Origin of the sequence: Stenotrophomonas sp. Sm2128 (assembly GCF_030985535.1) — a bacterium.
Lineage (GTDB): Bacteria > Pseudomonadota > Gammaproteobacteria > Xanthomonadales > Xanthomonadaceae > Stenotrophomonas > Stenotrophomonas maltophilia.
Genome location: NZ_JAPTFQ010000019.1, coordinates 25,668 through 46,838, shown reverse-complemented (window position 1 = coordinate 46,838; position 21,171 = coordinate 25,668). Strand labels below are relative to the sequence as shown.

Below are 21,171 nucleotides of genomic sequence, written 5' to 3'. Positions count from 1 at the left end.
GCGCTGTGAAACCGGTATGCGACGAAAGCCGGAAAAGCGCCCGCCAAGTCGCTGCGGGAAGGATGAATCCGGGCCAGGAAGTGCCGGGCCGCGCTTCAAGGCGGCCCGGCGTGGTGGGCCACTGCGGCGTGGCCCGGTCATGGCCGCGGCGCTGGCTCAGCTCCGCGGCGGGTGTGGCAGGTCAGCGATGCCGACCCCATGCACGGATCCGGTTACAACGGATCGCAGCACAGCAGCTGGCCGTGCTTGCCTGCGTTGCCGAACGGGCACTGCGGGTGTGGTTCGCAGCCCGGTGCATATCCGGTCTTGGGCGAGACGGCGAAGGCCTGGCTGGCGCCGAAGGCCATGGCCGCGACAACGACGATACCGGCGACGGACGAAAGCACTTTCTTTCCGATCATGTGTATCTCCTTGGTTGGCGTTGTGGAGTTGCAGTTGCCGAAGGCACGGGAGTGCCGGTTGTGGCGCGAATGCGGTAACAGGGGGCCGCGACGCAATGCGCGGCACGCGGGATCAGGGCAGCGCCGGCTTCGGTGCGAGCGACGCGACGGCAGCCTGCACGACCTGGGCGTCGAGCTGGCCGACATGCTTGTAGGCAACGCGGCCATCGGCAGCCAGTACCATCAGCATCGGCGTGACGGTGGCGCGATAGCGCGTGGACGCGGCGGCTTCGTTGTCGATGACGATCGGGAAGCGCAGTGCATGTTTGCCGGCGTAGTCCGCCAGCTGGTCGTATGGCGGCATGCCGACACCGACCAGTTCGCTGTTGCCGCGGGCCGCAGCGATCTGTTGCAGCTGCGGTACCGAGGCCAGGCAGTAGCGGCATGCGGTGGAGAAGAAATAGAGGATCTGCGGAACCTCGCGGGCACCGCCGATATCGACGAAGGTCTGCTGCGTGGTGCGCAGCGCCAGCGCATCCGGGCGACTACCCAGTTCGAGGCCATGTGCTGCAAGACGCATGTCCTGCAGCTGCGTGGCCATCTGCTCATTGATCTGCCGCAGCTGGCGGTTCTGCCATCCGAGCGCGATGACCAGCACGGACAGCAGCAGGGCGACAACGGGGAACAGGACGCGCTTGAGCATCGATCATCCTTGAACACAGCGTTGGGTCGAACATACCCGAACTGGCGCGCAGGTTGTTAAGCGGATGTTCCCGGCACATCCTCCGACGGAGCGCATGTACTAGAGTTGTGCCCGCGCAGGCATGCGTGCATGCCCTCCACCCATCCCCAGGATCTTTCAACGATGAGCGATCATGTGCCGGTTTCCAGGCCCAATCCGTTCTTTGAACTGCTGTTCGGCGGCAACATGCTGGAAGGTACGTTCAAGGCAGTGATCTGGGTCGCCCTGTTGTCCGCTGTGCTGGCCTGGACCACGTTCCGCTGAGCGGGGGCGCGGCACTGCCGCCGCGTTGCGGCAGGCCGGTGCTCAGGCGCTGAAGGCCTGGCGCAGGCTGCGCAGGGTGGCCTGCCGGTGCTCTTTCGCGCTGGCCTCGCCCATTTCCAGTTCCTGCAGGCGCAGCCCGACCAGCGTCATCGAAAGCGCGTATCCCCGGGCCGCGTCGGCAACGCGCGACTGGCCGAGCGCGCGACGTGCAAGCGCGCTTACGTGCTCAAGGTCGGGCATCAGGCCAAGGTAGACGCGTTCGGCGCTGTCCAGATCGGGGGCTCGCAGGATCGCGTGTGCTTCGGAAGTGGGGGAGACGGAGGCCATGGGGAGTCCTTGTCCGTAGCGGGTGCTCGTTCAGAACGAGCGCATCAGGGAAATGAAGGCCGATGACTGAGTGCCGCGTCGTGCCATCGGGCTGTCCTTTACTGCATCGCCGAGCCACTGGTTGGCGACCACGCCGGTCGCGCGCCACTTCGTGCCCAGGGGCGTGCTGACCGCGATCTGCAGGCTCGGTGATGTCGCGCTGCCCGGATTGTAGGCGGCAAGTCCCGAGCGCAGCGCTTCCTCATCGCTGATGCCGTAGTAGTAATCCAGCAAGCGTGCGCTGGAGTGGACCACGCCGACCTTCGGGACCCAGGTGAAGCGACCAGCCTGGATCGGATAGCTGTAGTGCAGGCGCGACTCCATGCCACCTCCGTGCCCGGTGACCTCGCGCATCACGCTGGCCTCGACGATGCCCCAGTCGGCGCTGTATTCACCATTGATGCCGGCCATGGCGGACATCTGCCGGCTGTGCAGGAGACGCAGCTGAGGATCGTTCACGTCGTCGGTCTTGAAGCGCAGCGTGTAGGGCGTGACCGCCGCCGACAGGCGCAGGCCCTCGCGCTTGTACAGGTACATGCCCAGCGAGCCCGGGCTGGCGAAGAAGCGCTGGCCCTGCCAGGCAATGGACGGGACCACCAGTGGCTTGACGTCGTAGTGCGCATACGCGCCCGAGGTCGCGCCAGCACTGATGCCGGCCTGTACGCCCGGGTTGCTGTCGGCGGCCTGCGCGAACACCGGCAGGCCAAAGGCAGCGGAGAACAGCAGCGGGCGCAGCAGGGTCGAGGGCAGTGGCGGCATCGGTCAACGACGTTGCGGAGGATGGCTGCGCATGATGGGGGAGCAACATTGTCAGAACATTGCGTCGGCGCATCCGGCAGGCCGAAGCGGAAAAAGTGGGCGCCAGGCACTATGATCGGCACCGTTTCCGGTAGCCGAGCCCCTGATGCGCATCCTCCTGGTCGAAGACGATCCTGACCTGTCCCGTGCCCTGCAATCGGGGCTGGAGCGGCAGGGCGTGGTCGCCGATGTGGTTGGTTGCCTGGCCGAAGCGGCCGTCGCGCTGCGCGAACCGGTGCACCAGTTGATGCTGCTCGACCGCCAGTTGCCTGATGGCGATGGCGCTGGCTTCGTTGCCGTTGCGCGGGCCCTGCGTCCGAACCTGGCGGTGATCATGCTGACGGCCAAGGGCACGCTGTCGGACAAGGTCGAGGGCCTGGATGTCGGCGCCGATGACTATCTGGTCAAGCCGGTGGCGATCGAGGAACTGATGGCGCGCATCCGTGCGGTCTCGCGACGGCCCTCGGCAATGGTGACACCACGCTTGCGACTGGGCCGGCTGGAGTTCGATTTCGAATCGCTGCAGGCGCAGGTCGATGGCCAGCTGCTGGCGCTGCCCCGGCGCCAGGTGCTGGTGCTGCAGGCGCTGGCGATGCGGCAGGGGCGCACCGTCACCCGCAGTGCACTGGAGGCGGCGGTGTACGGCTTCGATGACGAGATCCAGTCCAATGCACTGGACGCGCACATCTCCAAGCTGCGCAAGGCGCTGCAACAGGCCGGGGCCGGCGTGGAGATCCATGTGATCCGCGGCGTCGGCTACCTGCTGGCGGAGGCCTGAGATGGCACGCCCGATCCGTTCCATCACCCTGGGCCTGGCCTGGCGCCTGTTCCTTGCGCAGGCGTTCACCGTGCTGTTCGCGGTGGTCGCGCTGATCCTGACCTGGGGTGACAAGGACTCCTGGGGCATGGACATGTTCACGGCCGAGGCGGTGGCCAAAGCCGTGCACAGCGAAGGCGGCCGGCTGGAACTGGACCAGGCGCGCTGGGACAAGCTCAATGCCGGGGCCGGCGGCAACCTCTGGTTCGCGGCGGTTGATGACAGGGGCACGTGGCTGGAGCGCGGCACGATTCCTGCGGTCCACGCGCCATTGCTGGCACGCTTGCCGACAGTGGGTGCCACCGAACTGGGTTCACTGGTGCCACCCTATCTGGACGTGGCGCGGGTGATGATCCGCAACGAGGATGGACGCCGCATCACGGTGATGGTCGGTGGTGCTCCAAAGGGTGGGTTGCTGGATGGCGCGCTGATGGTGCTGCGCCTGATCGGCCTGTGGTTCTTCCTGCCGTTGATCGTGGTCACGCTGCTGGTGATGCCGACGGTGATCCATCGCGCGATGCGCGGCGTGCGCCGCTCCGCGCAGCAGGCCAAGGAACTGGACATCGGCCAGCCGGGCGCGCGCCTGGATGCGCAGCTGGTGTCCACCGAGGTCGCACCACTGGTGGAAGCGTTCAACGATGCGATCGACAAGGTGCAGCAGGGCTATGCAGCGCGCGACAAGTTCCTCGCCGATGCCGCGCATGAGCTGCGCGTACCGATCGCGGTGGTGCAGGCGCGCCTGTCGCAGCTGCCGCAGGGTGAACTGAAATCGCAGTTGCTGACCGACGTCGCCCGCCTCGGCAACGTGGCTGAGCACCTGCTCGACCTGCAGCGTCTCGATCGCAATGTCGGCGCGCTGCAGCGGCTGGACCTGGCGTTGCTGGTGCGCGAGGCGGCCGCCGATCTGGCGCCGCTGGTGGTCGGCGCCGGTTATGGCTTCGAGGTGGATGCGCCGGAGTCGCCCGTGTGGATCCATGGCGACAGCCTGGCGCTGGGGCGGGTGATCGCCAACCTGGTGCACAACGCCATCGTCCATGGCGGCGGGCGCGGCACGATCTGCGTGCGCCTCGATGCACGCGGCCTGCTGGAGGTCAGCGACCAGGGCGCCGGCATTCCGGTCGGCGACCGCGAAGCGATCTTCGAGCCCTTCCACCGCCTGCGTGCAGCCGGCAGCGGCAGTGGCCTGGGCCTGCACCTGGTGAAGGAAATCGTGCAGCACCACGGTGGCTCGGTCAGCGTTGGCGAAGCGGCTGGCGGCGGCGCCAGCTTCAGAGTCAATTTCCACCGCGGTACCGTACGGCGCTGACAGGCGCACGGGGAAAGGCCCGATAGGCAGCCTGCGGCCTCCAGCGGCAGGCTGGGGAAATGGTTCCCGATCGATCCGCCCCGGCCCTGTTTGGCTTTGGCTGCGCTGCAGGCCTGGTGCTGGGGGCGCTGGCCTGCGTGCAGATGCCGATGTTGCTGCCGCTGTGGCTGAGTGTGCCGATGGCGATCGCCGGCGCCGGCGGCTGGCTGTTGCCCTGGCGCGGCCGTGCCTGGGCCGCGGCCCTGCTCGGCCTGGCCTGGGCAACGGTGCACGGGCACTGGGTTTTGCATGGCCAGCTGCCACCCGGCGCGCCACCGCAGGATGTGCAGGTGCGGGGCCGGGTTGCCGACCTTCCCCAGCAGGGGCCCGGCTACACGCGTTTCGTACTGCATGTCGAAGATGCCGGCGCGCTGCCATCGCTGCGTGGCAAGCGCCTGCAGGTGACCTGGAGCGACCCGTGGCGCGGATCGCCAGCGCACGAGGCGGAGGGCGGGCGCCATGCGGTTCGCGCAGGATCGCATTGGCAGTTGTCGTTGCGCGTGCGCGCGCCACGCTCGCGGATCAATCCCGGCGGCTTCGATGGCGAGCGCCACGCCGTGCTGCGGGGCATCTCCGGCAATGCCTCGGTGCGTGATCCGGCCCGTGCGCGGGAGTGGCTGCCGGCGCAGGGCCTGCAGGCCTGGCGGGAACGCAGCAGTGCGGCGATCGCCGTGCAGGTGGCACATCCTGCCGCGCGGTTCGTGCAGGCGCTGGCACTGGGCGATACCCGTGGCCTGTCCGATGCCGACTGGGAACACCTGCGCGCGCTGGGCCTGACCCATCTGGTCGCCATCTCCGGTTTCCACGTGGGCGTGGTGGCTGGCTTCGGTGTACTGCTGTGCCGCTTGTGGTGGTGGCTGTGCCCGCTGCTGGGACGGTACTGGCCACGGCCGCAGGCCGCCGCATGGGGAGCGGCGCTGGCCGCAGCCACCTATGCCGTGGCGGCGGGTGGTGCGCTGCCGACGGTGCGCGCGGGGCTGATGATCGGGCTGGTTGCACTGGCCAGGGCCGGGCGTCGCCCGGTGGGCGCAGGGCAGGGGCTGGCGTTGGCTGCGATGGTGATGCTGTTGCCTGCGCCGCTGTCGGTGCTCTCGGCTGGATTCTGGCTGAGCTTCGGTGGCGTGCTGTGGCTGCTCTGGTGCCTGCCGAGGACGGGGCCGGAGGGAATCGGTGGCGGGCTGCGCGGGTTCCTTGCCGCGCAGGGTGTTGCCAGCCTTGGGCTGCTGCCGCTGTGCATCGCCTTGTTCGGCGGGACCGCGCGGCTGGGGCCGCTGGTCAACCTGCCGGTCATCCCGTGGTGGACAATGCTGGTTGTTCCGCTGTCGCTGCTCGGTACCGGCCTGCACGTGCTGCATGACGGCGCGGGGCGTTGGGCCTGGCGTGCCGCGGCCTGGCTGTTCGAGCTCAGCTGGGAGGCCCTGCAGCCGTTGGCACTGCATCCGCAGGCGATGTGGTGGCTGGCCGAGGCGCCGCGCTGGGCGCTACCCGTGGCCTTGCTGGGCGTGTTCTGGTGGCTGCTGCCGCGCGGCGCCGGCGGTGGCCTGGCGGGCCTGCTGCTGTGCCTGCCGCTGCTGTGGCCGGCCCGGCATGCACCGGCTGCGGGGGAACTGGAGCTGCTGGTGCACGATGTCGGCCAGGGCACGGCGGTGCTGGTGCGCACGGCGCGGCACGCGCTCTGGTACGACGTGGGGCCGCCGACTGGCGGCGAGGGCCACGAACGCATCCTGGTCCCGGCCCTGCGCGCGCTCGGCCAGGGGCCGCCCCGGCAGGTGATGCTCAGCCATGACCACCTGGATCACACCGGCAGCCTGCCCAGCCTGCGACGGCAGTTGCCCGGGCTGCAGCTGCTGGCGCCACCGGGCAGCGCCATCGGCGGCGCCACGCCCTGCCAGCAGGGGATGCGCTGGGAGTGGGACGGGGTTGATTTCCAGGTCCTGCACCCGGCGCCGGGCAGCCGGCAAGCCGAAAACGAGGACAGTTGCGTGCTGCGCATCGCCAGCCGTCACGGCGTGGTCCTGCTGCCGGGTGACATTGGTCGACCGGCCGAGGGGGCGCTGCTGCAGGCGTACCCGCACGCGCTGAGGGCGGACGTGGTACTGGTGCCGCACCATGGCAGCGGCGGCAGCTCCAGTGCGCCGTGGGTTGCGGCGGTGTCGCCGCGGCTGGCGGTGGTCTCGGCCGGGCACCGGAACCGCTTCGGCCACCCGCGCCAGGAGGTGGTCCAGCGCTGGCAGGCGCAAGGCGCGGAGGTGCTGGCCACGGCCGACTCCGGGGCGATCCGCGTATGGCTTGGCGCACAAGGCCTGCAGCTGCGTGAACAGCGCATCCATGCATCCCGGTGGTGGGATGCCGCTGGGCGGGCGCGGTCGGCTGCTATCCTATCGCCGATCGAACAAGCGGCCGTTGGGCCGGAGGGTTGAAACGTGTGGGAACTGGTCAAGGCCGGTGGCTGGCCGATGGTGCCGCTGCTGCTGTTGGGCGTACTGGCTTTGGCGATCATCCTGGAGCGTTTCTGGTCCCTTCGGCGGACTGAAGTGCTGCCGCCCGGCCTCGGCCAGGAAGTGCGCAACTGGGCCGCTCGCGGCAAGCTCGACCCGGCCCACCTGCAGACCCTGCGGGCGAATTCGCCGCTGGGCGCGCTGCTGGCTGCCGCACTGGAAGCCCGCAACCGCCCGCGCGACCAGATCCGCGAGCGCATCGAAGACACCGGCCGCCACCTGGTGCACCGCATGGAGCGATTCCTGAACGCACTGGGCACCATTGCCTCGGCGGGCCCGCTGCTGGGCCTGCTCGGCACGGTGATCGGCATGATCCAGATGTTCCTGGGCATCCTCGACCACGGCGTGGGCGACGTGAACCAGCTGGCCGGCGGCATCGGCAAGGCGCTGGTGTGCACCGCCACCGGCATGATCGTGGCGATTCCGGCGCTGATGTTCCATCGCTACTTCAAGGGCCGCATCCACGGCTACGTGGTGGAGATGGAGCAGGAAGCCAGCGCCCTGCTGGATACGCTCGACGGCCGCCCCGGGGTGATGAACCCGGCCCCGGCCGCGCGCCAGTCCGGCGCCGCCACGGCGAAGGCCTGATCGATGCGTATCGGCAACGACCGATCCCAGGATGAGCCGCATATCGACCTGGTGCCGCTGATCGACGTCATCCTGGTGCTGATCATCTTCTTCGTGGTCACCACCACCTTCGACGCGCGTTCGACGCTGCAGGTGCAGTTGCCGACCGCCAGCCAGCAGCAGACCAACGAGCCGCCGCGCTCGCTCAGCGTGCTGATCAACGCCGAAGGCCGTTACTTCATCAACGACCAGGAAGTGCTGCGCAGCGACGTAGAGTCGGTCAAGCAGACCATCGCCGCCGTGGCCGGCAGCGATCGCGAGCAGACCGTGCTGCTGCGTGCCGACGCACGCACTCCCTACCAGGCCGTGGTGACCGCGCAGGACGCGCTGGGTCAGCTCGGCTTCCGCCGTATTGCCATTGCAACAGCACCCGAGGTGCGTCCATGAGTTCCAAACACGCGCCGGTGTGGCCGATCTACAAACGTCTGCTGGGATACACCCGTGCCTACTGGGGCATGATGGTCGCCGCCGTCATTGCCATGGCGGTGGAGTCGGTGGCCGGCTACCACTTCACCAAGCTGATGGAGCCGCTCGTCAACCGTGGCTTCGTTAATCCCGAACCGAAAATGGCGGTGATCCTGCCGCTGACCATCCTCGGCCTGTTCCTGATGCGCAGCGCTGCCACCTGGGTGAGCGACTACGCGCTGGCCAAGACCGGCCGCAGCGTGGTGCGCGACCTGCGTGAGCAGGTGCTGGCCAAGTACCTGCATCTGCCGTCCTCGCATTTTGATACCGAATCGACGCCGGTGATGGTCAGCCGCCTCAACTTCGATACCGAGCAGGTCACCCAGGCCAGTGCCGATGCGCTCAAGACCGTGGTTGCCGACACCCTGACCATCATCGCCATGCTGGCGGTGATGCTGCAGATGAGTGTCAAGGTGACCGTGGCGATGCTGGTGGTGGTGCCGATGATCGGCGTGATCGTGTCCTATGTTGGCAAGCGCTACCGCCGTATCAGCCGCGGCATCCAGGACGGCATGGGCACGATGGCGCAGACCGCCGAACAGTCGCTGGCGGCCCAGCAGGAAGTGAAGGTGCACGGCACCCAGCAACACGAAATGTCGCGCTATTCGCGCCTGGCCAACCGCATGCTGGCGCTGAACATGAAGGTGGAAATCACCCGTGCCGGTGCATCCAGCGTGGTCCAGTTCCTGGCCGCGCTGGCGCTGGCGGTGATCGTCTGGGTATCGACCCGTGAAGCACTGGCAGGCCGCCTCAATGCCGGCCAGTTCATGGGCCTGATGATCTCCATGACAGCGATCATCCCGTCGCTGCGCCGCCTGACCAGCGTGCAGTCCTCGATCTCCCGCGGTGTGTCCGCCGCCGAACGCCTGTTCGGCATCCTCGACATGCAGGTCGAGCGTGACGAGGGCCGCAACAACGTGCAGCGCGTGCGCGGCGAGCTGGCCTTCGACCACGTCATGCTGCGCTACCGCGAGGACAGCGGCATTGCCTTGGACGACATCAGTTTCGTGGCGAAGCCGGGTACGGTCACCGCCATCGTGGGTCGTTCCGGCAGTGGCAAGACCAGCCTGATCCGGCTGGTGCCGCGCTTCTATGAGCCCAGCGGTGGTGTGATCACCCTCGATGGCGTCGCGCTGGATGACTATCCGTTGGCCGACCTGCGTCGGCAGGTGGCGATGGTCGGGCAGAAGGTCATGCTGTTCGATGACACCATCGCGGCCAACATCGCCTATGGCATGGAAGCGAGCGAGGAACAGATCCGTGCGGCGGCCGAAGCGGCCAATGCGTGGGAGTTCATCGCGCGCATGCCGCAGCAGCTGCAGACCCCGGTCGGCGAGAACGGCGCGCTGCTGTCCGGCGGCCAGCGCCAGCGCCTGGCGATCGCCCGCGCGATCCTGCGTGACGCGCCGATCCTGATCCTCGACGAAGCCACTGCCGCGCTGGACAACGAATCCGAGCGACTGGTGCAGGATGCGCTGCAGCGCCTGATGCCCGAACGCACCACACTGGTCATCGCGCACCGCCTGTCGACCATCGAGCATGCCGATCAGGTGCTGGTGATGGACCACGGCCGCATCGTTGAACGGGGTACCCACAAGGAGCTGCTTGCCATGGGTGGCCTGTACCAGCATCTGCACAGCATGCAGTTCCGCGAAAGGCAGGACTGATGGCTGGCAAGGGTACCCAGACCCCGCCGTACTGGTACGACGGCAGCCCGGTTCCGTGGGCGATGCGCCTGCTGGCGCCGCTGTATGCCGGCGTCACCGCGCTGCGCCGCCGTGCCTACCGGCGCGGATGGCGCAAGCGCTACGCGCTGCCGGTGCCGGTCATCGTGGTTGGCAACATCACCGCCGGCGGCACCGGCAAGACGCCGTTGACCATCGCCCTGGTCGAGCGCCTGCGCGCGGCCGGCTGGAAGCCGGGCGTCGCCAGCCGTGGCTATGGCCGTGAAGACGCTGACAAGCCGCTGTGGGTGCAGGCCGACACGCCGACCGCCAAGGGCGGTGACGAACCGGTGCTGATCGCCTGGAAGACCGGCGTGCCGGTGCGCGTGGACGCCGACCGCGTGGCCGCAGGCAGGGCACTGATCCAGGCCGGCTGCGACGTGATCGTCTGCGATGACGGCCTGCAGCACTACCGGCTGGCGCGCGACATCGAGATCGAAGTGGTCGATGCTCAGCGGCGCTACGGCAACGGCCGGATGATTCCCGCCGGACCGCTGCGCGAGCCGGTCAGCCGTGCCGGCGAATGCGATTTCCGCGTGGTCAACCTGGGCCAGGCCAATGAGGAAAGCGCGGCACAGGCCTGCGGTTTCGGCCAGTGGCCGATGGCCCTGCACATCGACAGTGCGCAGCCGCTGGCCGGTGGCCGCGCGCGCCCGTTGTCGTACTTCAAGGGCCAGCGTGTTCATGCGGTGGCTGGCATCGCCCATCCACAGCGCTTCTTCGACATGCTGCGCGCGCGTGGCATCGGCGTGGTGCCGCATGCCTTCGCCGACCACCAGGCCTACCAGCCGCAGGACCTGTCGTTCGGCAGCCAGCTGCCGGTGCTGATGACCGAGAAGGATGCGGTGAAATGCCGCGCGTTCGGCAACGATTGGCATTACGCGGTGCCGTTGCGTGCCGAGCTGCCTGCCGCGTTCTGGGTGGCGCTGACCGACCGCCTGGACAAGCTGCGACCGAACTGAGCGGCGCGGCGACGCTTGCATTCATGCGCCGCCGGCCGCATCCCCGTTGTAACGAGCCTGCCGAGTATTGCCCCATGACCGAATTCGTCGTCGCCATTCCGGCCCGCTATGCCGCCTCGCGGCTGCCGGGCAAGCCGCTGCGCCTGCTGGGCGGTGAGCCGCTGGTGCTGCACGTGGCGCGCCGCGCGCTGCAGGCCGGCGCTGGCGAGGTCTGGGTCGCTACCGACGATCAACGCATTGCCGACGCGCTGTCCGGGCTGGCCGAGGTGAAGGTGGCCATGACCGCCACCTCGCATGCCTCCGGTACCGACCGCCTGGCCGAGTGCGCGCGCATCGCCGGCTGGGCCGACGACACCGTGGTGGTCAACCTGCAGGGTGATGAACCGTTCGCGCCGGCTGCGGGAATCCGTGCGGTGGCCCAGGCGCTGGTTGAAGGCAATGCGCCGATGTCGACCCTGGCGACCGCCGTGGAGGATGCAGAAACCCTGTTCGATCCGAACGTGGTCAAGCTGGTGCGCAACGTGCGCGACGAGGCGATGTACTTCAGCCGCGCGCCGATTGCCTGGCACCGAGATGGTTTCGCGCGCAGCCGCGACACGCTGCCGGAAGGGCATGCCTGGCTGCGCCACATCGGCATCTATGGCTACCGCGCCGGTTTCCTGCAGCAGTTCGCGGCGATGCCCCCGGGCCAGCTGGAGCAGGTCGAATCGCTTGAGCAGCTGCGCGTGCTCGAGGCCGGCTACCCGATCAGCGTGGCGATCTCGCCTGAACCGTTCCCGGCGGGCATCGACACGCCCGAGGACCTGGAGCGCGCCGAAGCACTGCTGCACACGCTGGCTGCCCGATGAAGCTGCTGGTCGTCTGCCTCGGCAACATCTGCCGTTCGCCGATGGCCGAAGGCGCGCTCCGCGCACGCCTGGACGCTTCGCCACTGGCGGGGCGCGTGCAGGTGGATTCGGCCGGCACCGGTGACTGGCATGTGGGCGAGCCGCCGGACCGGCGTGCGATCGCCTGCGCGGCCGGGCACGGCGTGGACATCGGCGGCCTGCGTGCGCGCCAGCTGCATGCCGCTGATTTCGACCGCTTCGACTGGATCCTGTGCGCCGACGAGGCGAACCTGCGGGACGCGGGAAGCTTGGTGGCACCCGCCCAGCGTGAGCGGCTGGCGCTGTACCTGCCCTGGTCGGGCGGGGAGGGGCAGGCGGCCATCCCGGATCCCTACACCGGCGGCAGCGAGCACTTCGAACAGGTCTGGACGCTGGTCGACAATGCTGCAAAACGTGCAGTGGCACGACTGTTGCATGACGCCGACTCCGGCATAATCGGGCCATGAACGTCCAGCCCGTCCCGGACCTGCCCGAGTTCGCCACCTGGCTCAATGCCGCCCCCTGTACCCTGACCGAACTGCGCGGTCGGCCGGTGGCCCTGTTGTTCGTCAACGCCGCTTCTGCCTGGAGCGCGCAGCGCTTGGCCGAATTCAGTCAATGGCTGTCGCGTCACCCTGGCATGCTGCAGCCGCTGGTCCTGCAGGTACCCCGCTTCGATTTCGAGCGTGACGCCGGCGCCGCACTCAAACTGCTGCGCCGCCAGGGGCTGTCAATGCCGGTCCTGCTCGATGCCGACTGGGATGGCTGGCGTCGCTTCGGCATCACATCGTGGCCGACCGTGGTGCTGCTGGACGCGCAGGGTCGCGAGCAGCAACGGCTGGTCGGGCTGGGTGCTCCGGGAGAGCTTGAGCGTGCGTTGAATGCGCTGTGCCACGGCGCGCCGTCGGCACCGCCGCGCGGCGGTACCGAGCTGCATCCGGAGCCGCGGCAGGCCCTGCGTTTTCCGCTGGGCCTGGCGGTCAGCACCGAACGCCTGTACATCGCCGACAGTGGCCATCACCGCATCCTCGAATGCAGCCACGGCGGCCGCATCCTGCGCCAGTTCGGGCTGGGGACGGCCGATTTCATGGACGGCAACCTCGCCGAAGCGGCGTTCCATCGCCCGCAGGCGCTGGTGCTTGAGCGCGACGCGCTGTACGTGGCCGACACCGGCAACCATGCCGTGCGCCGCATCAACCTGCTGACCGGCATCGTCGACACGCTGTGCGGCAATGGCCGCCCCGGTGCGCCGGTGGAGGGCCCGGTAGCACAGGCGCGGCAGGTCTCGCTGGACCACCCGGTCGGCCTCGCCATCGCCGATAACCAGCTGCACATCGCCATGGCCGGCGACAACCGCATCTGGAGCTACCACCTGGGTCAGCGCAGCCTGCAGTGGCGCGCCGGCAGCGGTGCCATCGACGAGCGTGACGGCAGCGGCCACCTGGCTGCCTTTGCCCAACCGACTGCGCTGGCCGTGGTGCAGCAGGTGCTGTACGTGGCCGATGCGCTGGGCTCCTCGATCCGTGCACTGCAGCTGCGCGGGGATCTGGTGCAGACGCTGGTCGGGCAGGGCCCCTGGCGTTTCGGTGACGAAGATGGCCCGCGCGCGCAGGCCAGCCTGCAGTTCCCACAGGCGATCGCGCTGAGTCCGGATGCGCCGCTGCTGTGGATTGCCGATACTGGCAATGGTCGCCTGCGCACGCTGCGGCTGGGCGGTGGCGAACTGACCACCCAGCCGCTGCCGCGCCGCCTGCACGGCCCGGCCGGGTTGGCCGTGGGTGCCGGTGCGGTGTGGATCGCCGAGACCGATGCCCACGCCGTGCTGCGATTCGACCCCGAAAGCGGCGTGCTCAGCGAAGTGCCGATCAGCGAATGACCGACGTTCCCGCCCCGGCCTTCGACGGCAAGGCCTTCGCGGCCCAGCTCAGTACCGCCCCCGGTGTGTACCGCATGTACGCGGCCGACGACACCCTGCTGTATGTCGGCAAGGCACGTGCGCTGCGTAACCGAGTCGGCAGCTATTTCAACGGCAGCCCGAAGAATGCGCGGATCATGTCGATGATCTCGCAGATCGTGCGCATGGACGTGACGGTGACGCGCTCGGAAGCCGAGGCGCTGCTGCTGGAGAACCAGCTGATCAAGTCGCTGTCGCCGCGTTACAACGTCTCGCTGCGCGACGACAAGACCTATCCGCATGTGCTGCTGACCCGCGAGGACTGGCCGCGCATCGCGCTGCATCGCGGCCCGCGCGCCATTCCCGGCCGCTATTTCGGGCCGTATCCCGGCGTCACTGCGGTGCGCGAAACGCTGAACCTGATGCACAAGCTGTTCAAGCTGCGCAGCTGCGAGGACAGCGTGTTCCGCAACCGTTCGCGACCGTGCCTGCAGTACCAGATCGGGCGTTGCAGCGCGCCCTGCGTGGAGCTGGTGGCGCCTGCCGAGTACGCCGAATCGGTGCGTCGCGCCGCGCTGTTCCTGGAAGGCAAGAGCGACGAACTGACCCGCGAGCTGGGCGAGCAGATGCAGGCCGCCAGCGAGGCACTGGAATTCGAGCAGGCCGCGCGCCTGCGTGACCTGATTTCCTCGCTGCGCAGCATGCAGACCCGCCAGTACGTGGATGGCCGTGCTGCCGATCTGGATGTGCTGTCGGTGGCCATGCAGGGCTCGCAGGCCTGCGTGCTGCTGCTGGCCTTCCGTGATGGCCGCAATCTCGGCACCCGCCCATTCTTCCCTCGCACCAATGGCGAGGAGAGCCCGGAGGAAGTGCTGGCCGCGTTCGTCTCGCAGTACTACATCGAATTCGAGCCGCCGCGCGAGATCCTGCTGGACCGCGAGATTCCCGACGCCGACCTGCTGGTTGCCGCGCTGTCGGCCTCGGCCGAGCGCAAGGTGCAGCTGAAGTGGAACGTGCGCGGCGAGCGTGCCGGCTACGTGGAACTGGCCAGCCGCAACGCGCAGCTGACCCTGGCCACTGAACTCAACAGCCGCAACGCGCAGCACGCGCGCAGTGATGCACTGCGCGACATGCTGGGCCTGGCCGAGCCGGTCAAGCGTGTCGAGTGTTTCGACATCAGCCACACCCTGGGCGAGGCCACCGTGGCCTCATGCGTGGTGTTCGACGCCGCCGGTCCGGTGCGCGCGCAGTACCGCCGTTTCAACATCAGCGGCATCGAGCCGGGCGACGACTATGCCGCCATGCGCCAGGCCATCGACCGCCGTTTCCGCCGCGCGGTGGAAGAGCAGGGCGTGCTGCCGGATGTGCTGCTGATCGACGGCGGCGCCGGCCAGCTGGCACAGGCGCAGGCCGCACTGGCCGACCTGGGCGTGGAGGGCGTACTGCTGGTGGGCGTGGCCAAGGGCGTGGAGCGCCGCGCCGGCCACGAGGCGCTGGTGATGCCCGACGGCCGCGAGCTGCGCCCGGGCGCGGCCAACCCGGCGCTGCAGTTCATCCAGCAGGTGCGCGACGAGGCGCACCGTTTCGCCATCACCGGCCATCGCGGCCGCCGGCAGAAGGCGCGGATGACCAGCAAGCTGGAGGACATCCCCGGTATCGGGCCGCGCCGCCGCGCCAGCCTGCTCAAGCATTTCGGCGGCCTGGTGGGCCTGAAAGCCGCTGGCGAAGCGGAAATCGCCAAGGTGGAAGGCATCAATGACGCCCTCGCGGCACGTATCTACGCTAACCTGCACGGGTTGGCCACGCCTGATGCGGCCGAGTAGAGAGAGAAGCACGCAAGCATGAAGTTGACCCTGCCCACCTGGCTGACGTTGTTGCGGATCGTGATGATCCCGGTGCTGGTGCTGGTGTTCTACCTGCCCTACACCTGGACCAACTTCGCTTCGGCGGCGATCTTCGGCCTGGCCGCGATCACCGACTGGCTCGATGGCTGGATCGCACGCCGTTACCAGCTGGAGTCGGCCTTCGGCGCCTTCCTCGACCCGGTCGCGGACAAGCTGATGGTGGCAGTGGCACTGTTCCTGATCGTGCAGGGCCATCCGACGCCGTGGATGGCGTTCTGGGCGGCGGTCATCGTCGGCCGTGAGATCGCGGTATCGGCGCTGCGCGAATGGATGGCCGAGCTGGGCCAGCGTGCGAAGGTGCGCGTGGCGATGATCGGCAAGGTCAAGACCACCGCGCAGATGGTCGCGCTGCTGTGCCTGCTGTACTCGGTGGCCCCGAACGTGCCGGTGGAAGACATCTGGATGGGCTGGCCGGTGTTCCATATCGGCGACTGGACCCTGGCCATTGCCGCGGTGCTGACCCTGTGGTCGGGCCTGCAGTACCTGCACGCCGCCTGGCCGAGCCTGCGCGATGACGAGCGCGCCGCGCGTGAGCGTGCGCGGCAGAAGAAGCTGGGCAACTGAGCGCCGGGGTCGGATCCCTTTCCGCAGGAAAGGGCGCTGACCCCACGGCCGCCGCCATTCACGCATGGCCTGGATCTACTGGGGTATGCCGTCTTCGACGTGCACATGGTCCATTGATGCGGATGTAAATCCGCCAATGAAATGCGCTTCGCGATGCTCTGGGCGCTTGGGTGCAAAGGCGCCTGATCGGAGCGCCCAGTCGTACGCCCCTTCATTCAACGGATAGCAGGTGAGCACACCCGTCAGCGCGTGTTTGGCTGCCCATGACAAGCCTGCCTCACGATTGCCGAAGACGCCCCCGGCGAAGCGCGCGCCTGCGCCGTGGAAGACCCAGATCTCAGTTGGTTTGGTGTTGATGTTCGAGCCTCGGCTGGATGTACACCGACATGGATACAACATGTCGGTCGCTTCGCGAAGCCCCCTGAAAAAACCGCTTGACGCCCTTTCCAGAATAGGTAGAATTTCGCCTCCCAAGCGGGAATAGCTCAGTTGGTAGAGCGCAACCTTGCCAAGGTTGAGGTCGCGAGTTCGAGTCTCGTTTCCCGCTCCAGATTCAAGAAAAACGCTCCCGCAAGGGGGCGTTTTTCGTTTGCGTGTTCCACGCTTCATCCTCACTTCACCGCCACTCCTTCGCCTCACCACGCGGCAGTTCGAAGCTGCATCTCCGACTCTCCACGGCGATGTCGCAATGTCCCAAACTCCTTCCGCCTACGACCACGAGGTGGTCATCGTCGGCGCCAGCTTCGCCGGTGCCGCCTGTGCACTGGCCGCTGCCCAATATGGCCTGCGCGTCTGCGTACTGGAACGCAAGGCCGACCCCGGTGAGCGCCTGCACACCACCGGCATCGTGGTGAAGGAAGCGATGGAGCAGACCTGGCTGGGGCGCATGCCCGAGCACCTCGTGCAGCGCGTTGCCAACGTGCGCCTGTATGCGCCGAACCTGCGCAGCGTGTTGCTGGCCGCGCCGGGCTATTACTTCCTCACAACCGATACGCCGAACGTGATGCGTTGGCTGGCCAGCGAACTGCGCGCGAACGGTGTCGACCTGCGCCTGCAGCAGTCCTTCACCGACGCTCGTCGCTGTGGTGACGGCTGGCAGGTGGAAGGGGCAGGGCGCTGCGCCTATCTGGTCGGCGCCGACGGCGCACGCTCACGCGTGGCACAACGCACCGGGCTTGGCCAGGTGCGCGACACCCTCTACGGCGTCGAGCGTGAGTTCGCCGGCCTGCAGGTGTCGCAGGGCGACGCGCTGCATTGCTTCGTCAGCAAGCACTACGCACCGGGCTACATCGGCTGGGTCGCGCAGAATCCGACCGGGCTGCAGGTGGGATTGGCGCTGCGTCATGACCCGCAACAGGCACGGCCGCCGGATATCGATGGCTTCCTCGACCACGTGCGCGATGTGGTCGGCATTCCGCCTTCGGCGCGTCCCTCGGCCACCCGCGCCGGCTTGGTCCCGTGCGGCCGGCCGGATGGGCCGTTCACCGGCCAACGCGTGATCCTGACCGGCGACGCGGCAGGCATCGTCTCGCCGCTGTCCGCCGGGGGCATCCACTCCTCGTGGCGGCACGGCTGGGCGGTCGGCGAGGCGATTGCCCGCCATCTGCGTGGGCAAGGGCCGGAAGCGGAACGGGTGGCGCGGCGGGTGGCGCCGGCATTCCATGGCAAGCGCCTGCTGCGCTGGGCGATGGACCATCTGCAGGCGGACTGGCCGCTCAATGCACTGCTGCACACGGCGGCCACGCGGCGCATCGCCGAGCAGGTCTACTTCCACCGCCGTGGCCTGCGAACCTGAGGTATCGGTCCTGGGGGCCTGAACGCCTCCCCGCAATGCAGGCGAAAATTCCTGTTGACGCCGTGCAGCAATATCGACACAATAGCGCTCCTTCGACGCAGGTCGAACGAAATCTGCGGGAATAGCTCAGTTGGTAGAGCGCAACCTTGCCAAGGTTGAGGTCGCGAGTTCGAGTCTCGTTTCCCGCTCCAGATTCAAGAAGAACGCTCCCGAAAGGGGGCGTTTTTCGTTTGTCATGACGTTGGCGGCACGGGGCGCTACAGTCGCGCCATGGCATCGTCATGGCGGGCGTGATATCGACGGCCTGGCGGGACGATTCCAGCGTTAGTGTCGCAATCGGAATGGCGGGGCGTATCGGTCGTGGGGATGACCGCAGGCGCGGGGCTCGGGGAAGGTGGCAACAAGACGCAATGACCCGGATGTCGCACCAGCGTTCCGTGCGTCGCATGCAGTGAAAGGCTGGCGAAAGGCCAACGCCATCGTTGCCTGAACCGCATGCGTGCTGTGACCTTTTTCGGACCATTTCTCCATGTTCGCTCCACAATCGCACGGTAGCCTTCATGCTCCTTCTACACGTTGGCGGGCTGGTGGTCAGGCGTATCACTTCAGTGGCAGTGCCCAGGACAGGGCGCGGACTCTCCCTGCAGGCAGTGCTGCGCCCCGGTGCGTTGTTGGCAACCCTTGCCCTGGCCGGCTGCATGTCGGTGCCCGTCCCGGGCCTGCCTGATCGCACACCCAGCGCCTGGACCCAGGTACCGCAGGGCCAGGGCGTGGCGGTGGACGCCAGGCAGTGGTGGAAGGTGCTGGCCGACCCGGCGCTGGATGGCCTGGTCGATCAGGCGGTCGCCGGCAATCTCGACCTGCAGCAGGCCACCTTGCGCCTGCAGGCCGTTCGGATCGTCTCTGGCACGTCCGACTCGCGTTTCCTGCCGGAAATCTCCGCCAGCGCCAAGCAGGTGCAGGACGCCGCTGCGGTCGATACCTACTTCCATGCCGGCATTGAAGCGATCTGGGACCTGGGCCTGTTCGGCGCCGCCGAGAGTGCGCAGCTGAGCGCGCAGGCCTCGGCCGGCAATGCCGAGGCGCTGCGCAATGCCGCGCAGGTCGCGGTGATTGCCGACGTGGTGCGCAGCTATCTGGACCTGACCGTGGCGCAGGCCCAGCAGGATCTGCTGATGCGCCAGCAGGCCGTGGATGACCGCGGCGAACAGTTGGCCCTGGTCCGCCAGCGTCTGCGCCTGGATGAGCCGGGCGAGCTGGAACGCCTGCGTGCGCGCCAGGCGGCGACCCGCGCCGCCACGGCACAGGCCCGGGAAAACGCCGACAACGCGGCCCGCGCCCTGGCATTGCTGCTGGGCCGCGATGGCCCGGATCCGGCCTGGCGTGCGTACCGAACGCCGCCGACGCTGGGCACGTTCTCGTTGCAGCAGGTCCCAGCGGACCTGTTGCGCCATCGTCCGCAGATCCTGCTGGCCGAATCGGAGGTGATGCAGGCCGCCGCCAGCAAGGGCTCGGCGCGCGCCGCGATGTACCCGCGGATCAGCCTCGGCGGCTCCATTCTGTATGCCTACAACCTCACCCAGAACGCGCGCTCCAATTCCGACTCCAGTCCGTCGATCGGTCCATACGTCGATATTCCGCTGTGGGACTGGGGCCAACGCCGTGCGCGTTTCCATGCCGATGAGAAGCAACTGGACGCCGCGCTGCTCGGGTATCGCAAGGCCGTGCTGGAAGGCGTGAGCGAAGTGGAAGGCGCGCTGGGCAGCCTGGCGCGCCAGGACAGCAGCATCCAATCGCTCCGTGCGGCCAATGATGCCGCCAACCAGCAGGTCAAGCGCCAGGTGCGGCAGGTGCAGCTGGGCCTGTCCAGCGAGTTCGATGGGCTGGACACGCAACGTGCCGCGCTCGCTTCGCAGGCGGATCTGATCGGTGCGCAGGGCGCGCGCGTGCTGGCGTTTGCGTCGCTGTACCGCGCCCTTGGTGGCGCACCGCTGCCGGTCGAGGCTGAGGGCGAACCGCAATGATCGCGCTGGCCCGCAAGACCCTGGCCTATGAGTGGCGCCGGTTCCTGCCGGTGGTGCTGGCGATGTGCTTCGCCGGCGTGCTGTTGATCGTGCAGGCGGCGCTGGTGCTGGGCATCTTCGGTACCGCCGCGATCTATGTGAAGGCATCTTCGGCCGATATCTGGGCCGGTTTCCCCGGTACCCAGAGCGTCAACTACGGCCATGCGATCAGCGCCGATGTGGAAAGCCACCTGCGCATGGATCCGGATGTCACCCGCGTCGAGCCCTACGAATGGGTCGATGGCGAATGGCGCTCAGGCGCGCAGGGCACCGGCAACGTGTCGGTGTACCTGTCCGGCATCTCCACCCAGGACGACGCGATGATGTTCGCGCGCATCCTGCCCGCCGACCTGCGCGCGCAGTTGCGCGAGCCGGGTGCGGTGATCGTCGACAGTGCCGATCTGGATACGCTCGGCGTGGACCTGCAGAACAACCGTGCCTGGATCAATGGCAAGGCGGTGCGCGTGGTCGCCGCGCAGCCAGGCCTGCGTGGCCTTGGTGGTGTCAACGTACTGGCTTCGCTGGATACCGCGCGCGCCATCGCCGGTACCGACCCACATGAGGGCAGTACCTACTTCGTGGCGGGCCTGCGCTCGCCGGACCTGGCCGACCGCGTGCGCGATCGCCTGGCCGCGTCAATGGGCCAAGCTACGCCGGTCGAGTTCTGGACCGCGCCGGAGTTCGCCAGCCGCTCGCAGCAGTACTGGCTGTTCGACACCGGTGCCGGCATCGCGGTGTTGTTCATGGCCGTCATCGTCTGCTTCGTCGGCGCGGTGATCACCAACCAGTCGTTCGCGTCGGTGGTGGCTGGCTCGGTTCGCGAGTACGCCACGCTCAATGCACTCGGTGCAGGCCGCTATGCGCTGGCACGGGTGGTGTTCGAGCAGGCGTTGCTGATCGGTGGCGTGGGCATGTTGCTGGCGGCGGCCTTCAGCACGGTGGTGCTGTTGATCGCGCAGACCCAGCGCGTGCCGGTGCAGCTGACGCCGATGGTGATCCTCGGTTGCGTGGCGCTGGTTGCGGTGATGGCCATGCTGTCGAGCATCATGGCAGTGCGCAGCGTGGTCCGTTCCGATCCATCGTTGCTGCTGCGTTGA

The 21,171-nt window shown here is 68.0% G+C and carries 20 protein-coding genes and 2 tRNA genes; 18 read left to right on the top strand and 4 right to left on the bottom strand.

What is annotated here, in order from left to right; genetic code table 11:
- Positions 1 to 212: 212 nt before the first annotated feature.
- Both O0K41_RS07945 and O0K41_RS07940 read right to left on the bottom strand, forming a co-directional pair.
- Positions 213 to 401: a hypothetical protein gene (locus O0K41_RS07945; protein WP_005408865.1), complete on the bottom strand. Its 189-nt coding sequence runs from the start codon at positions 399 to 401 to the stop codon at positions 213 to 215.
- A 112-nt stretch (positions 402 to 513) separates the two neighbouring features.
- Positions 514 to 1,083, bottom strand: coding sequence for a TlpA disulfide reductase family protein (locus tag O0K41_RS07940; protein WP_088436338.1), 570 nt, complete (start codon positions 1,081 to 1,083; stop codon positions 514 to 516).
- A 162-nt stretch (positions 1,084 to 1,245) separates the two neighbouring features.
- Between O0K41_RS07940 and O0K41_RS07935 the strand changes: the two genes are divergently transcribed.
- On the top strand, positions 1,246 to 1,386 hold the full coding sequence (locus O0K41_RS07935; protein WP_005408867.1) for a hypothetical protein: 141 nt from the start codon (positions 1,246 to 1,248) through the stop codon (positions 1,384 to 1,386).
- A 42-nt stretch (positions 1,387 to 1,428) separates the two neighbouring features.
- Here O0K41_RS07935 and O0K41_RS07930 read toward each other — a convergent pair whose 3' ends face one another.
- Entirely contained in the window at positions 1,429 to 1,713 is a 285-nt protein-coding gene (locus O0K41_RS07930) for a hypothetical protein (RefSeq protein WP_005408868.1), read from the bottom strand.
- Positions 1,714 to 1,743: 30 nt separating this feature from the next.
- Complete coding sequence (locus O0K41_RS07925) at positions 1,744 to 2,511, bottom strand: MipA/OmpV family protein (protein WP_164222314.1); 768 nt, start codon at positions 2,509 to 2,511, stop codon at positions 1,744 to 1,746.
- Positions 2,512 to 2,656: 145 nt separating this feature from the next.
- On the opposite strand from O0K41_RS07925, the gene O0K41_RS07920 reads away from it, so the two are divergent.
- From O0K41_RS07920 to O0K41_RS07840, 17 genes are all read left to right on the top strand, one after another.
- Positions 2,657 to 3,328, top strand: coding sequence for a response regulator transcription factor (locus O0K41_RS07920; protein WP_099480980.1), 672 nt, complete (start codon positions 2,657 to 2,659; stop codon positions 3,326 to 3,328).
- A 1-nt stretch (position 3,329) separates the two neighbouring features.
- On the top strand, positions 3,330 to 4,673 hold the full coding sequence (locus tag O0K41_RS07915) for a HAMP domain-containing sensor histidine kinase (protein WP_005408871.1): 1,344 nt from the start codon (positions 3,330 to 3,332) through the stop codon (positions 4,671 to 4,673).
- A 59-nt stretch (positions 4,674 to 4,732) separates the two neighbouring features.
- Positions 4,733 to 7,132: a DNA internalization-related competence protein ComEC/Rec2 gene (locus tag O0K41_RS07910; protein WP_164222316.1), complete on the top strand. Its 2,400-nt coding sequence runs from the start codon at positions 4,733 to 4,735 to the stop codon at positions 7,130 to 7,132.
- A 3-nt stretch (positions 7,133 to 7,135) separates the two neighbouring features.
- Entirely contained in the window at positions 7,136 to 7,798 is a 663-nt protein-coding gene (locus O0K41_RS07905) for a MotA/TolQ/ExbB proton channel family protein (RefSeq protein WP_005412819.1), read from the top strand.
- A 3-nt stretch (positions 7,799 to 7,801) separates the two neighbouring features.
- Positions 7,802 to 8,224 carry a biopolymer transporter ExbD gene (locus tag O0K41_RS07900; RefSeq protein WP_004152323.1) on the top strand — a complete coding sequence of 141 codons (423 nt, stop codon included), beginning with the start codon at positions 7,802 to 7,804 and terminating at the stop codon, positions 8,222 to 8,224.
- Positions 8,221 to 9,969: a lipid A export permease/ATP-binding protein MsbA gene (gene msbA / locus O0K41_RS07895; RefSeq protein ID WP_033833869.1), complete on the top strand. Its 1,749-nt coding sequence runs from the start codon at positions 8,221 to 8,223 to the stop codon at positions 9,967 to 9,969. Before O0K41_RS07900 ends, msbA begins: the two co-directional genes overlap by 4 nt.
- The gene (lpxK, locus tag O0K41_RS07890; protein WP_164222317.1) at positions 9,969 to 10,988 is read left to right on the top strand and encodes a tetraacyldisaccharide 4'-kinase; all 1,020 of its coding nucleotides are present in this window, start codon (positions 9,969 to 9,971) and stop codon (positions 10,986 to 10,988) included. The genes msbA and lpxK overlap by 1 nt, the downstream gene beginning before the upstream one ends.
- Positions 10,989 to 11,062: 74 nt before the next feature.
- A complete protein-coding gene (gene kdsB / locus O0K41_RS07885; RefSeq protein ID WP_164222319.1) occupies positions 11,063 to 11,836 on the top strand; it encodes a 3-deoxy-manno-octulosonate cytidylyltransferase in 774 nt (257 codons plus the stop codon).
- The gene (locus O0K41_RS07880) at positions 11,833 to 12,321 is read left to right on the top strand and encodes a low molecular weight protein-tyrosine-phosphatase (protein ID WP_164222321.1); all 489 of its coding nucleotides are present in this window, start codon (positions 11,833 to 11,835) and stop codon (positions 12,319 to 12,321) included. Before kdsB ends, O0K41_RS07880 begins: the two co-directional genes overlap by 4 nt.
- Positions 12,318 to 13,730, top strand: a complete 1,413-nt coding sequence (locus tag O0K41_RS07875) for a hypothetical protein (RefSeq protein ID WP_005412824.1) — start codon at positions 12,318 to 12,320, stop codon at positions 13,728 to 13,730. Before O0K41_RS07880 ends, O0K41_RS07875 begins: the two co-directional genes overlap by 4 nt.
- Positions 13,727 to 15,571, top strand: coding sequence for an excinuclease ABC subunit UvrC (gene uvrC / locus O0K41_RS07870; RefSeq protein WP_164222323.1), 1,845 nt, complete (start codon positions 13,727 to 13,729; stop codon positions 15,569 to 15,571). The genes O0K41_RS07875 and uvrC overlap by 4 nt, the downstream gene beginning before the upstream one ends.
- 18 nt (positions 15,572 to 15,589) lie before the next feature.
- The gene (pgsA, locus tag O0K41_RS07865; protein WP_012510614.1) at positions 15,590 to 16,216 is read left to right on the top strand and encodes a CDP-diacylglycerol--glycerol-3-phosphate 3-phosphatidyltransferase; all 627 of its coding nucleotides are present in this window, start codon (positions 15,590 to 15,592) and stop codon (positions 16,214 to 16,216) included.
- 474 nt (positions 16,217 to 16,690) lie between these two features.
- A tRNA-Gly gene (locus O0K41_RS07860) sits at positions 16,691 to 16,766 on the top strand.
- Positions 16,767 to 16,904: 138 nt separating this feature from the next.
- Positions 16,905 to 18,011: an NAD(P)/FAD-dependent oxidoreductase gene (locus O0K41_RS07855; RefSeq protein WP_108270459.1), complete on the top strand. Its 1,107-nt coding sequence runs from the start codon at positions 16,905 to 16,907 to the stop codon at positions 18,009 to 18,011.
- Positions 18,012 to 18,126: 115 nt separating this feature from the next.
- Positions 18,127 to 18,202 (top strand) — tRNA-Gly (locus O0K41_RS07850).
- A 369-nt stretch (positions 18,203 to 18,571) separates the two neighbouring features.
- The gene (locus tag O0K41_RS07845) at positions 18,572 to 20,035 is read left to right on the top strand and encodes a TolC family protein (protein ID WP_164222325.1); all 1,464 of its coding nucleotides are present in this window, start codon (positions 18,572 to 18,574) and stop codon (positions 20,033 to 20,035) included.
- Positions 20,032 to 21,171: an ABC transporter permease gene (locus O0K41_RS07840; protein ID WP_005412828.1), complete on the top strand. Its 1,140-nt coding sequence runs from the start codon at positions 20,032 to 20,034 to the stop codon at positions 21,169 to 21,171. Before O0K41_RS07845 ends, O0K41_RS07840 begins: the two co-directional genes overlap by 4 nt.